A 13,937-nucleotide genomic window follows, 5' to 3' on the forward strand; every position below is an offset into this window, starting at 1 on the left:
GTCTACTTTGCCGGGCGGCTTATCAGCAGTGGCCGGCGCCTGAAACTGAGATTCAGCCGCCATGTGAAAGCCCATGCCGAAGCCTTTGGGCAGATCTACCACCGGCTGGCATACGGCTAGCGACGAGGAGCTGGCAAGCCTTGGAGGAATAGGTTTCCGGCAGGAACCCCCTGATATCGCTTGCCCGCGACCCCGGGAAAGACATAGCAAAACGGTTCAGTTGTCAAAAAACAGGGACTACAGGCCAATTTGAGGAGCCGATTTCTTGGGATTCAAGGAGCCGATCCGCCAGGCCCCTCCCACTGGCCCCCAAACCAGCAGATTGAGCAATTCACGTCACGGATTCAGGATATAATAAGCTACTTGAAGAAAAAATGAAAATGGCGAGCAGGGTTTTATTTACAGCCATCGACAGGGTCGATGACAAAAAACTTCCGTATACTCCTGTCGGGTTTTATCGGGATGTCAATGAATCGGGAGTTACTGTAGGTTATAATTTCAATGCAATTAACTTCAAAATCGCTGAGTTCTGCTCTTGGGCTTTAGATTTACAATACGATCTTCCGGAAATACTGGTTAGATTGTCAAAAAATTCCAGCATTAATGGAACTGCTACGATTCAAATGGCAGAAGGCACTGACGTCGAGGAAACGCCAAATAACCAAGGTAAAATACCAAAAGGTGGCAACCGAAAAGGCGCACTCGCAGAAGCATTAGAAGAAGCATATCTGAAATTCTGGAAAGAAGGAAACACCGAAATCCTCCGAAAAGGCAAAATTCGCGACTTTCTTGAGCGTTTGAAAGAACTTTCCGATGAAAAGGGGAATCGGAATTTTTCAAAATACATTGCAGACCGGATCGACAGCATAAAAATAACTCCTTCGAATTGCACCATTACCACGAAGGATCAATATATAAAATCAACTAACCAGCGGGAATATAAAGAAATAAGTCGAAATTACAAGCAAGGTGATGTCTCAAAACACTTGACCAGCCTAAGAAAAAAATATCCTCTTCCCTCATAATATTCATTCAAAAACCACGGATATGGAATTCCGTTACCACGGTTATGGAATTGTAGCCATCATAGAACGACCTCTATCGTAGTTAAATCTAGATGGAGGTTTTTTTATGCTATACCCACCTGTAGCACCACTCCCAGAAACCGGCTTTGTCCGGTTGTTCCAGATTATCGGCAACCCCAAAGCCACCCCACCCATTACAGCAATATTTCCAGTATCAAAAACCACATGGTGGAAAGGTATCAAAGAAGGCCGCTTTCCCCAGCCAGTTAAACTTGGTCCACGCACTACTGCCTGGCGCGTTGAGGACATCAGACGATTGATTGAGTCGCCAGATGAAGCGTCCAGTAACTCGATGAATCCCGGCTCCCAAACTGAACAGCAGCCTGCTCCTTTCGGCAGCCCTGCACGGTCCTACCAGAAACCACATCCTCACGGAGGAACGTATCATGGACGATACGACATTGAATAAGATAGAAATTGTGGCCCGACTCATCGAGATCCGTGAGGCATGCTCGGTGGCAACGTCGATGGACGACACCAACCTTAACGAGGTCATCGAGGAGATAGACCAACTGGCAAAATCCATTTTAGAAATTCTCGGCGTTCCAAGCTGAGATTTCGGGTTGTGCCTGCTCCTAGTGCCCCCTCCAAGCCGAACAAAGTTGAGCAACTATATGACTACAAAGGAGATTCCGAAACATGGAATTTAATGGAACCCTTCAAGATGAAGATATAACACCCAACGGAGATGCAGCCCCAAGATCTGAAGCGGCCATCGAAGATGGTATCGTGACTGATGGAGACTCATCTAAGCAGGATGCAAAACTACCGGCATCAGCAGCTGCGGCCCATACTGACGAACAGCTCGTAGAGACAATGGGTGGCAGTGAAACGTTTGTTCTGATGTGGCAAGCCAAGAAGCCGGGACTTTATGCACGCGTTACAAAAAAGGTTGATGACAAAATGAAAACCTATGATGTTTTCGTTAGTGCTCCCGTTCGGGTTATCGGCCTTGTCAGAGATATTCACAACACTAGTTGGGGAAGACTCATATCCTTTACCGACATGGACGGTCACGAGCATAGCCCGATCATCAAGATGGAGGACCTTGGCCGGAACGGGGAAAAAATAATAGCTGATCTCCGTTCAATGGGGCTATTTGTCCTTCCGGACCCAACATCCCTCAATAGATTGATTGCGTACATCAACAACGCAATCCCTGAAAAAGACCGAAGAATCCGCTGCACGGACAAATACGGCTGGCATGAAAATGTTTTCGTCATGCCTGGGCATCACATTGGCACTGGTGAAGAAGAGTTTCTTTATCAGAGTTCAAGTGCCAAGCTTCAAGCCTATAGCGTGAAAGGAACACTGGACGGCTGGCGTGAGCATGTTGCCCTTCCTTGCCGGGGCAATTCCCGACTGATTTTTTCCGTGTCGATGGCCTTTGCTGCTCCCCTGCTGAATATCGCTGAAATCGAAAATGGTGGGTTTCATCTGTACGGTAACAGCAGCATCGGCAAGAGCACTTCGCTTTATCTGGCAGCAAGTGTCATCGGCAATCCGGACGCCACAATCCAGAAATGGAACGCGACTATCAACGCAATGGAAGCAACCGCCAAACATTATAATGATGCCCTGCTCCCCATGGACGAAATCGGCCAGTCAGACCCCAAGCAGATCGGTGACACCACATACATGCTTGGCAACGGTTCTGGTAAAGCACGGGCTGACTCACGTGGCGAGGCCAGGAAAAGGGCATCATTCCGGAACTTGTTTCTTTCCAACGGCGAGAAAACGCTTTCAGATCACATGGGCGAAATTGGCAAGAAAGTGCGAGTCGGGCAGGAAGTGCGGCTTGTGGATCTTCCCGCTGATCCGGGAGCCGGTCTGGGGCTGTTCGAGACCCTGCACGGATTCGAAAGCGGCGCCAAGTTTGCTGACCAGCTCAAGCGGAACACCAGCGAATATCACGGCACACCATTTGTGGCCTTCATAGAGGCCATGGTCCGCAGGAAGGATAGCCTGGCAAATGAGATCCACGAGTACATCTCTAGATTTTGCAAAGGAGTGATTTTGGGAGATGCAAGCGGTCAGGTTCAGCGCGTGGCGACTCGTTTTGCACTGATCGCCTTTGGCGGATTGATGGCAACACAGGAAGGGATAACCGGCTGGGAAGAAGCGGACGCAGGAGAAGCGGCAGTTAAATGTTTCCAGCAATGGCTTGAACATCGGGGGGGCAGCGGAATCCTGGAAGAGACCAAGATCATCAATCAGGTCCGGGCCTATTTTGAGCAATACGGTGCATCACGCTTTGTTCCTTGTGGTTACAGGGACAAAACGCTTACTGCCATGGAACAAGAATTCAACATCAACCAGCGTGCAGGTGTACGGGTAGAGTACAACTCTGACAAAGATTCGTGTTTCTTCGTTTTTCCTGAAGTCTTCAGGGAAGTCATCTGTGCCGGTTATAATCCGACAAGCGTGGCAAAGCTTTTAGCAGAGCGCGGTATGCTCAAAAAATCTTCTGAAGGCAAATTACAATGCAATTTTCGAATTCCCGGAATCGGCCAAAAGAAAATCTACTACATCACCTCAAAAATACTGACTGACGGTTGAAACGGTAGGCACGCTTGTGAAACCGTTCAAAACAAGGGGTAACAGGGGTAACGGGGTAACTTGTTGTAACATACAGAAATTGAAGCACTTATTATTACGGCAATTGTTACCCGTAATGGACTAGGCGGGTAACATGAGATTCGTTACCCATAAAATGCCTGCTCCTCATGGGAGCGTTTGGCGAGAGGTAACAGGTTTCTTACGTGATATCAGACGGTTGTTATCAACGTTACCCCGTTCCCTGCGTTACCCGCAAAATACGAAGAATCTTAGGAGAAAATCGACATGAGTACAATTACTCAAACAAGAACAGGTGTCGGAACAAGACAGATTTCCGACCAAAGCATGAATATCATGACAGGCTGCGGACACGACTGCAAATATTGTTATGCCGCCTACAAAAGTCTTCAACAGGGCAAAATCCGGCAACGCTCTGACTGGCCGAATATGAGCAGGTCATATTCCGGAGCCATGAAAGATGACTACCCGAAGTATGACGGAGTGGTGATGTATCCGACAAGCCATGACATCGAGCCACGTCATCTTAACTATCACATAGCACTGATCCGTAAACTGATAGCGTCCGGAAACGAGATACTGCTGACGACAAAAGCGCACTATGAATGCGTGGACGAAATCAGTTTTGTCTTCGAGCGGTATAAAGAGCAAATCAGATTCATGTTTACCATAACGAGCCTAAGCGACGAGGTATCACGTTTCTGGGAGCCGAATGCTCCTTGTCCACATGAACGCCTGTTATCGTTGATGCTGGCATCCACGAGGGGATACCGGACAAGTGTCATTATCGAACCGATGCTTGAAGGTCCGACCGAGGCCAAGGCGATTTATCGCAGGGTGTTACCATTCGTTACCGATGAAGTCTGGATCGGTAAGATGAACAGTCCCACAATCCGAGTGGACGTTTCCATACCGGAAAACGATGCAGCGGTGAAAAGAATTCAGAGGATGCAGTTGCATCAAAATATCCTCGGCCTATATGATGAACTGAATGGCCAAGATAAAGTGAGATGGAAGGAATCCATTTTACGGGAAGTCGAGAAGCGAAACGAAAGCCGAAAGCCTCTTCCTATCGGTAATTCTCAAATTGTAGTTGCCCCAACAGCAGGCTATGATCTATCTAATCCTGGTGAAGTTGTTGGACAGCCAGACTATGAGGAAGAATACGATGATGAACCCATGTGTGAAGAACAGATGGAATTCATGCATCAGCAATACCTTGATTCACTCGAATAAAATAAACTGGCCCCTGCGACCATAATGGTCAATGGGGCCTGGTTATTTTCCATTCACTAGAAGTGATTTTCTGTCACACAATTCCAGCGGCCCACTTATGTGAGATGTCGCAACAAATTCAAGATAAATTGGTATGTTATCCCGTTTTTGCTTTTCAAATAATATAATTGCCACGCAAAGACCTGCTTCAGAAGGCAGGTGTTGCGCGTATTCCATGAAGCGATTACATATAGGGACTTTTCGGGATAATTAACCAAGATCTTAATGTAGTGATTTCCGGTCACTAGCACCGATATGAATTGCCATTAACGGATTACTGTGGTAAACGTAAATCGCATATCCATCTGAAGCGATTAGTGAACATAATCATGATCAAATACATCTGGCAACATAACGCATGGCCTAGCCTCACGTGGGATACAGACGCACTCCTCACGCCGTTGGGAGAATGTCGCCTATTGCAGGGAAAGCTACTCAGCAAGGTGGCCAGTCTTGGTTTCAATCTGGAGCATCAGGCCCAGGCGGAAATACTTGTAGAAGAAGCCATCAAAACCTCTGCGATTGAAGGGGAGCAGTTGGATGTTCAATCAGTCCGTTCCTCTGTTGCGAGGAAGCTGGGGCTTCCCTCTGCCGGATTACCGTTTGACAGACGAGTCGATGATCTCGTCTCGGTTCTTATAGATGCTACCCAGAATTACGATATACCTTTATCTTCTGAACGTCTTTGGGGCTGGCAAGCGGGCCTCTTTCCTACCGGCTATTCCGGTATGCATAAGATCAAGGTCGGAGGCTGGCGGGACAGCGAAGAGCCGATGAGAGTATTGTCGGGACCGATAGGCAGGGAAAAAGTTCATTTCGAGGCACCGCCATCAGACCGGCTTGACCAGGAGATGCAGAATTTTCTGTCATGGTGGGACGATAGCTTGGGGAATGTTGAAGGGATCATTCGGGCCGCAATAGCTCATTTGCGGTTTGTTACGATTCATCCTTTTGAAGACGGTAATGGCCGCATTGCACGGGCACTGACCGATATGGCGCTGGCACAGGATGATAAACAACGTGTCAGGTATTACACCCTATCCGCCGAGATCATGAGTGAACGGGAGGACTATTACAATATACTGGAGAAGACTCAAAAAGGTTCTTGTGACGTTACCGGGTGGTTGGTCTGGTTTCTGGGTTGCTATGCCAGAGCGATAAAACATTCAGATGACATGCTCAATGGTGTTTTCTCCAAGGCTGAGTTTTGGCGGACACATGCCCAGGACAAGTTGACTGATCGACAAAAGAAGGTTATCAATCGGCTTTTGGATGCAGGACCGGATGGGTTTGAGGGTGGATTGACTACGCAGAAGTTTGCTTCTATGACGCATTGCAGTCGAGTAACAGCTTACCGGGAACTGGATCAGTTGCATGTGATGGGGATATTGGAACGTGTTGGGCAAGGGCGGGCGGTGAAGTATGAGTTGACGCAACTTCGCCCCTGAACATTCAAATAAAACATGAATAAATACTAGCAATATTAGGAAGATCTTGTAGGCTCGATACTTTGATATTCATTGGAGGGTAAATGAGCACCATTTCAGTAAACCTTGATGGCCGAACTATTGAAATACAACGAGTCCAAGCCCCACTAAAGCAGCTAATACTCGACGTTGAAAACCCCCGAATTCAATATTATCTTGATACCCGCCTTAACGACAATATAACACAAGATAAAATTAAGTTTGCCCTTGCTGAAGGGAATGACCAATATGACAAATTAAGGGAGCATATCGAGCGAAACGGTGGAATTTATGATCCTATATGGATTGTTCCTGAGGGAGATTTTTTCAGGGTAATAGAAGGAAATACAAGATCTTTTGTATATGAAGAATTGTCAGAAAAATATGTGAATGAAAAAAAATGGAAAGAAATCCCTGCCTATGTTCTGCCACACAAGGTAAACAGAGATGCAATAAATTTTATTCGACTAGAAAAGCATCTTTTCGGACAAACCCCATGGGCAGCTTATGAAAAAGCCCGTGAGCTTTATAGGCTTAATGATGTGGAAGATTATTCCATTAAGAGGCTTGAGCAACTGACAAAACTATCGGCTTCAGAGATTAAAAACAATATTCAAGCATTTCAGGATATGGATCAACAATACTTACCCAAATATAACAAACCTTCAGAGAGACTTAAATTTAGTTATTTCGTAGAATTCAGAAAAAATAAAGAGTTAAAACGGCTTGTCAGTGAAGGTAAGATTTCTTTATTAGATTTTTGCGATTGGGTGGGTGAGGGAAAGTTTGGCCGAGGTGAAGATATTCGTAAACTTCCACAGGTGCTGAAAGATGAACAGGCGCACCAAGCACTTGTTGATGATGATTTTCAGGCAGCCCTTGACCAGCTTGAACAAAAGAATCCTGCCGCTAAATCGAAGCTATTTGAAAAAATTGAAGATGTAATTAAAGGTGTGTCTTTGATACCATTCAATGAACTTGATGAAATTAAAAGGGGGCTTCAGCCTGCAAAAGTTGATTCATTGAAACGGCTCTACATTACAGCAGAAAATCTTTTAAAAACAATTGGAACGATAAAGTAATGGCAGGCGCGAGACACCAATTTATACTCGGCTTGATAGTGAAGCTTATGCGAGAACAGGGGATTACCATAATAGGTGTAGATGGCAATTATCCAGGTTTGTTTGGCGAAAAGATCACAATGCCACCACAGATTTTACGTCATAGACCAGATATAATCGGTATCCGAGAAAATGGTCAAATATGTATTGGTGAAGCTAAAACTGAAAATGATCTTACCAACAACAGAACATATTCTCAAATTCAGGATTTTACATCAATAGAGCTAAATAATAAATATTGTGATGTTTTTATTGGAATCCCAAAATCATCAGGGGAATTATTTAGAAAGAGTATGATAAAACTAGGGTTATTAGGGTGTGAATACATACATGTCCTTTATATCCCTGAAGAAATAATTAATGAGTAACATGCAAAATTATGAAGCGAAGACCCAGGCTCTTCCACATCAGATTGAAGCGGTCAATTATATTGATCAACACCAGGAAATAGCTTTATTTGATGAGCAGGGTCTTGGTAAGACCAAGATTGTAATAGAGGCACTTTGTCTAGCGATGAAAAGGGGTGAAATTGAGGGCGTTTTGGTAGTCGCGCCGATGTCATTACTCTATAACTGGGAGCAGGAAGTTTCAAAGCATTCCTTCTTAATACCAATAGTTCTAAAAGGTACTAGGAGAGAGAAACGATACAAATTTTTAACAGGTGCTAACTTTTATATAACCAATTATGAGGCAGTTATAGCCGAACTTGAACGTATTAAAAGGTTTTGTAAGAGTTTTAATATTGCAATAGTTCTCGACGAATCTGCCAGAATAAAAGACCCTCTAACTCAGACAGCAAAGGCATTATTTGAGCTGAGGGCGTTTTCAAAAAAAAGAATAATAATTAGCGGAACACCAGTAGCTAATAAACCCGCAGACCTTTGGGCTCAATATTTCTTTCTCGATGGTGGCAAACTATTTGGTGATGATTTCAATGTTTTTAAATCACATTTCAATGAAAAAGATTCAGCATACCGCATTCAGCTACAAGACCTTCAAAAACAGGTAACCGCTCATTCTATACGCAGATGTAAAAATGATGTCCTTGAGCTTCCTGAAAAAATATTTACGAACATCTATGTTGAGCTTTGTGGAAAGCAACTTGATATGTACGTCACTCTTCGAGAGGAATTGAGGCTCGAAGTTGCGCGCATTTCCGGGGAAATAATTATCGATGAAGCAGATAATATCTTAAAAAAACTGCTTCGCTTAACACAAATAGCAAGTAATCCAGCCCTTATAGATAAAAGCTATTCAGAGGAGCCTGCAAAATATTTAATGCTTGATAGCCTTATCAATGATGTGATTTTACGCAGTGAAAAGGCAATTATTTGGACAGGTTTTGTCGAGAACATTTTATTATTAAAAAATAGGTTTTCGATTCACAAACCTCTCGTCATTTATGGAGATGTTCCTATTAAGGAAAGAGCTGATATCGTAAAAGACTTTCAAGAATCTGATATCAACAAAATATTGATAGCAAACCCATCTGCAGCGAGAGAAGGATTGACATTAACCAGAGCAAATAATGCTATATATTTGGATCGTAATTTTAATTTAGTTGATTATCTTCAATCACAGGACAGGATACATAGAATTTCCCAAGACAAGGAATGTAACATTTATAAAATAATGGCCAAGAACTCTATTGATGAATATATAGATAGAATTATTGAGGTTAAAAAGGATATTGCCCAATTTGTTCAAGGCGATTCGAACGAGGTTGCTTTGGACAGTTTTGAATTTTTGCTTAATAAAAGTGAGCTATTAAATCTATTGGGGGGGCAACATGGCAGTTGAGACGATTACCGTCATGGGAAGAGAAATATCTTATGAAATTAAGGATGTTGACATATCTAAGTTAGAATATTATTCGGAGAACCCTCGAATTAACTATATTATTAGCAAGCATCCGCCTGAAAAAATAACACAGGATTTTATTGAACAAGAGCTATTAAAGCTCGATTCAACTAAAGAAAGAATTAAAGATCTTGAGGAAAACAAAGGTCTTATTGATGAAGTTTATGTCTTAGGGAACCAGGTAGTTGAAGGTAACACTCGATTATGTGCTTTTAGGAGATTGAGTAAGAAGTACAAAGATGAGCCAAGATGGAAAACGATTAAAGCCAGAATATTACATGATAGTGTGAATGAAGAAGAGTTATTTTATATTCTGGGTACTTTCCATATAAAAGGTAAAACAAAGTGGGATGCCTATGAGAAGGCTGCATATATATATAAAATGATAAATGTTTTAAAGAAGAATCCAGATGACGTAGCAAAACAAATTGGAAAGCAACGAAAATCCGTTGAGGCTATGTTAAGAGCCTATGAGGTCATGTCCCAAAAATATTTAACTACTGAGCAAAATAAGAACAATAATTCACGAGATGAGCTAAAAAAATATAGCTATTTTGAAGCTTTCTTTCTGCAAAAAGACTTAACTAAAAGAGCGGAAGAAACACCAGTTTTCCTTGATGAGTTTATAGACATGGTTAAAACAGATAAACTTAAAAAAGCTCAAAACGTCAGAGAGTTGCCTAAAATATTAGATAATAAAAAAGCTTGCAAAGTTTTTTATCAAACAGAAGCAGATATTGCTTTTGATGAAGCTATACATACTTTGCATGAGCATCGACCTGACAAAGTAGACAGGTTTTATAAGAAAATAAGGGAATTTAGAGAAATCATTCAAGAGTCAGAAATTCTAAAAGTAAAATGCGAAATTGAAGAAAATAAAAATAAAAAAGCTGAATTAGATAAGTGTTTTAAAGAGTTTAAAAGATTTTGTAAAGAAATAAATTTGGATATAAGCTGATAGGGAGAAGAGGGATGATAAAAAAATTTCCTGCAATAAAAGTCATTCAGAACAAATGGATATTCTATGTGTTTAGCATGAAATCCGACATGCTTTATAATGTTGCATATGTAAGTCGCAGACAAAAGGATAAGAAATCCGGCTATCAAAGAAATTTATCAGAAAAACGAGCTACAGAAATTAGTATTTACATAGAAAGTTTAAAGGGTGTTATCCCGAATAACATTATCTTAAATTTTGATGTGGAATTGAATTACGATACCAAATCCAATGAAATTGGCTTTGATGTTAAAGATGATATTGCGTGGGTTATTGATGGTCAACATAGATTGTATGGCTTGTCTCTATGTGAAAAACCAATTGATGTGGTTGTTGTCGCTTTTTCAAAGCTAAATATATCGGATCAAGCCAAAGTTTTCAGAACTGTGAATTCAACTCAAAAAGGAGTCAATTCATCACTTATATATGATCTTATAGACTTAGCAAAAGATGCTACATTTATTGAAGAGCGTGCTCATGAATTAATAAAAAAGTTGAACGAAGAACCTGAATCTCCTTGGTATACAAAAATTAAAATGATTGGCACAGGGCCTGGATTAATCACGCAAAGTGCTTTTATGGAATGCCTAAAGCCACTTTTAGAGGAGAAAAAGGGGGCCTTAAGCATGTATTCAGAAGAAGAACAGTATGGAATTATAAAGAATTACTTCAATTCCATAAGACTTACTTTCTCTGATGATTGGGCCAATACTTCGTCTCTACTTACAAAAACTATGGGCTTTTATTCTACAATGTCTTTGCTTCCGACAGTTCTGCAATACTGTTTGTCAACGAGCTATGACTTTACAGAGTCAACAATAATAAAAGCCATAGAACCTATTAAAGAATATGATTTTACAAGCACCGGATCATTAAAAGGAGTTTCAGGCAAGGCTGGTGTGGAAAGAATAACTACTGAACTAAATACTATCCTCAAAGGTATTTGGTCAAAGAAAAAGAATAAGAAAATTAAGCTATGAAAACATGTGCAAAAATTATTTCAAATTTTATGTCAGTTAGTGGTGTACATGAAAAATACATAAAAGATGAAGTAATTACAAATCCACAAATACTAGTTTCAAATATTACTGGCGATTATGAGCTTTTTTATTCTTCAGATTTAAAGAATGTATTTTATAAAGAGGTTAATCATTATTTAGATAAAGCTTTGTATCAATATATACTCAGTAAATCATTGAGTGGTGTAGGTAAGTTGTCGTGGGGTGCTGTCAGTCAGTATTATTCCAACTTCTTTACGATCTGTGGACTTACACGATTGCATGAATTTGGGTACACGAGACTTGGTAACATCAACTGTGAATTACAAAATGATAATGCCGCCTTATATAAAATTAAAAAAATATCGGTTAATGGATTGCATAGAATAGTTTGGAGAAAATTTTACGAACTATTTAGAAAGTTCGACTATAAGTTGGAGCTATATAAAAATATTTATACTCCAAGAAAAAATCAATATTTTGAGAGTGATAGAAGAAATGAAATAAATTACAATCCCGGCAGGGGCTACACCGAGATTTACCAAAGTGCGAGTAATTTAAAAAAGCATGTAAAAGAAGTTGTTTGTGATAGTTACAATGAAACAATGTATGTGCACGGAGAGGACAGCTCAGATATAGATGCTTCAACTCAGTACAGAATTAGACTGCTTGCTAATATCATTTATGAGATAGACAACGTGAATGTGCATAGGTCAATAGTTAAGGAGCGGTTCGAGTCACGAAAAAAAATGATCTTGCACTATGAAGAAAATGTAAAATATCAAAAGAGATATTTATCTTGGCTAGAAGGTAATTAGATGAACGTATTATTAATTGAACCTGCATATAAAAACAAATATCCACCTCTTGGACTTATGAAAATTGCTGCATTTCATAAAGAGAAGGGTGATGTGGTGAAATTTGTTAAGGGCATGGATAAGAGCGTAAGAAGTGAAGTGTGGGACAGAATATACGTTACGACCCTTTTTAGCTTTTATTGGTCTCAGACAATCTCCACAATTAAGTATTATGAATTTAGTGTGAGAGATCCTCAAAACCTTTTCATAGGTGGCCCAATGGCTACCATAATGGCGGATGAAATTGAACATGAAACCGGTTTCAAAGTTGTCAAAGGCTTACTAAATGAAATGGGTAAACTACGGATCTCTGACGATGAGTGTATTGATGAAATTATTCCAGATTATAGCATCTTAGATGATATTAGTTATAAGTACCCCGCTCAAGATGCCTATTTTGCATATATGACGAGAGGCTGTGTTCGAAAATGCCCTTTTTGTGCGGTACCTAAAATTGAGCCTAATTATAAAAACTTTATATCTATCGGAGCACATATTGACAAAATAGATTCTTTATATGGGAAAAAATCAAACCTCCTTCTTATGGATAATAACGTCTTAGGCTCAGACCAATTTGAAAGAATCATAGACGAAATTAAGGATCTTGGTTTTCAAAAAGGAGCAACTTATATTCCTGAGAATGACTACGAAATATATTGTGATCGTTTAAAATTAAATCCAGATGACTGTTATGCCCGCATTGCTATTTTTGATTTAATAAAAAACTTTCCCGGACTGAGATTGACAAGATATTCCGAAGTTAATAATCATTACAACGAAATTGTAGATAAGTTTCAGCTATATGATAACTCCACTACTGACTTTGTTGATCGTCTACTTTCAGTAAGAAGTGAATTATCACCTATCTTCGAAAAGTATCGAAACAAATCTAAAAAACAGCGTTTAGTTGACTTTAACCAAGGAGTAGATGCTCGACTCGTAACTGAATCAAACATGAAGAAACTGTCAGAGATTAACATCAGGCCTTTAAGGATTGCTTACGACCATATAAATCTCACAGATGTATATTCTAATGCGGTTAGATTGGCTGCAAAATTCGGCATCACTCATCTATCAAACTATATCCTATTTAACTATCATGACAAACCTGACGATTTTTATTACCGACTTGAACACAATATAAAACTAAACATGCAATACGGAGTAAAAATATTTTCATTTCCAATGAAGTACATTCCTGTCACCGATAAAAATAGGGGTGATTATGTTGGCGTACATTGGAACAAGAAGTATATTCGTGCTATTCAGTCCGTATTGAACGTTACGAAGGGTTCTGTCTCACCTGGTGAATCTTTTTTTTATAAAGCATTCGGGAAGTCAATTGATGAATTTCATAAAATTATGCTTATGCCAGAATCATATATCATTCAACGACTTGCAAGTGAAGAGGCCGGATATACCGCTATGTGGTGGACTGAGTATATGTCTCTATCCAATGAAGTAAAAAGCAATGTCGATAAAATAATTCTAAGTAATAACTTTCATGCAGACGGAAACGAAACACCTCTCACTGAAGAAACAGCCATAAACTTCTTGCGACATTACGATAAAATAGATTAATTTAGTTCTAACGATATTTCAAATTACTATTTGATCCATTTCAGTATCTGAGCTGGGTGAAAGTCGGAAAGATTTAAGGGGGGTACCCCTTGAAAATATCTGGGCGAGAAACACTGAAAC

General features: G+C 40.5%; 13 protein-coding genes. All 13 read left to right on the forward strand.

Annotated features, from left to right (window positions below; genetic code table 11):
* Nucleotides 1–374: 374 nt before the first annotated feature.
* The 13 genes from JN12_RS18585 (at nucleotide 375) to JN12_RS18640 (ending at nucleotide 13,817) form a co-directional block, all read left to right on the forward strand.
* Nucleotides 375–1,025, forward strand: a complete 651-nt coding sequence (locus JN12_RS18585) for a hypothetical protein (RefSeq protein WP_145025576.1) — start codon at nucleotides 375–377, stop codon at nucleotides 1,023–1,025.
* Between the two features lie 106 nt (nucleotides 1,026–1,131).
* Entirely contained in the window at nucleotides 1,132–1,494 is a 363-nt protein-coding gene (locus JN12_RS18590) for a helix-turn-helix transcriptional regulator (RefSeq protein WP_145025578.1), read from the forward strand.
* Nucleotides 1,472–1,639: a hypothetical protein gene (locus tag JN12_RS20585; protein WP_170242070.1), complete on the forward strand. Its 168-nt coding sequence runs from the start codon at nucleotides 1,472–1,474 to the stop codon at nucleotides 1,637–1,639. The genes JN12_RS18590 and JN12_RS20585 overlap by 23 nt, the downstream gene beginning before the upstream one ends.
* An 85-nt stretch (nucleotides 1,640–1,724) precedes the next feature.
* A complete protein-coding gene (locus JN12_RS18595) occupies nucleotides 1,725–3,644 on the forward strand; it encodes a DUF927 domain-containing protein (protein ID WP_145025580.1) in 1,920 nt (639 codons plus the stop codon).
* Nucleotides 3,645–3,929: 285 nt separating this feature from the next.
* A complete protein-coding gene (locus JN12_RS18600; protein WP_145025582.1) occupies nucleotides 3,930–4,898 on the forward strand; it encodes a radical SAM family protein in 969 nt (322 codons plus the stop codon).
* 368 nt (nucleotides 4,899–5,266) lie between these two features.
* Entirely contained in the window at nucleotides 5,267–6,385 is a 1,119-nt protein-coding gene (locus JN12_RS18605) for a Fic family protein (protein WP_145025584.1), read from the forward strand.
* Between the two features lie 83 nt (nucleotides 6,386–6,468).
* Complete coding sequence (locus JN12_RS18610) at nucleotides 6,469–7,485, forward strand: hypothetical protein (protein WP_145025586.1); 1,017 nt, start codon at nucleotides 6,469–6,471, stop codon at nucleotides 7,483–7,485.
* Nucleotides 7,485–7,892 carry a hypothetical protein gene (locus tag JN12_RS18615; protein ID WP_145025588.1) on the forward strand — a complete coding sequence of 136 codons (408 nt, stop codon included), beginning with the start codon at nucleotides 7,485–7,487 and terminating at the stop codon, nucleotides 7,890–7,892. The genes JN12_RS18610 and JN12_RS18615 overlap by 1 nt, the downstream gene beginning before the upstream one ends.
* Nucleotides 7,885–9,324 (forward strand): DEAD/DEAH box helicase, encoded by a 1,440-nt coding sequence (locus JN12_RS18620; RefSeq protein ID WP_145025590.1) that lies wholly within the window; start codon nucleotides 7,885–7,887, stop codon nucleotides 9,322–9,324. Before JN12_RS18615 ends, JN12_RS18620 begins: the two co-directional genes overlap by 8 nt.
* Entirely contained in the window at nucleotides 9,314–10,342 is a 1,029-nt protein-coding gene (locus tag JN12_RS18625) for a globin family protein (RefSeq protein WP_145025592.1), read from the forward strand. Before JN12_RS18620 ends, JN12_RS18625 begins: the two co-directional genes overlap by 11 nt.
* A 14-nt stretch (nucleotides 10,343–10,356) precedes the next feature.
* Complete coding sequence (locus JN12_RS18630) at nucleotides 10,357–11,361, forward strand: DGQHR domain-containing protein (RefSeq protein ID WP_145025594.1); 1,005 nt, start codon at nucleotides 10,357–10,359, stop codon at nucleotides 11,359–11,361.
* On the forward strand, nucleotides 11,358–12,197 hold the full coding sequence (locus JN12_RS18635; protein ID WP_145025596.1) for a hypothetical protein: 840 nt from the start codon (nucleotides 11,358–11,360) through the stop codon (nucleotides 12,195–12,197). The genes JN12_RS18630 and JN12_RS18635 overlap by 4 nt, the downstream gene beginning before the upstream one ends.
* Nucleotides 12,198–13,817, forward strand: a complete 1,620-nt coding sequence (locus JN12_RS18640) for a hypothetical protein (protein ID WP_145025598.1) — start codon at nucleotides 12,198–12,200, stop codon at nucleotides 13,815–13,817. It begins immediately after the preceding gene.
* Nucleotides 13,818–13,937 lie beyond the last annotated feature (120 nt).

Origin of the sequence: Geobacter argillaceus, from assembly GCF_007830735.1 — a bacterium.
GTDB classification, from domain to species: Bacteria; Desulfobacterota; Desulfuromonadia; order Geobacterales; family DSM-12255; genus Geomobilibacter; species Geomobilibacter argillaceus.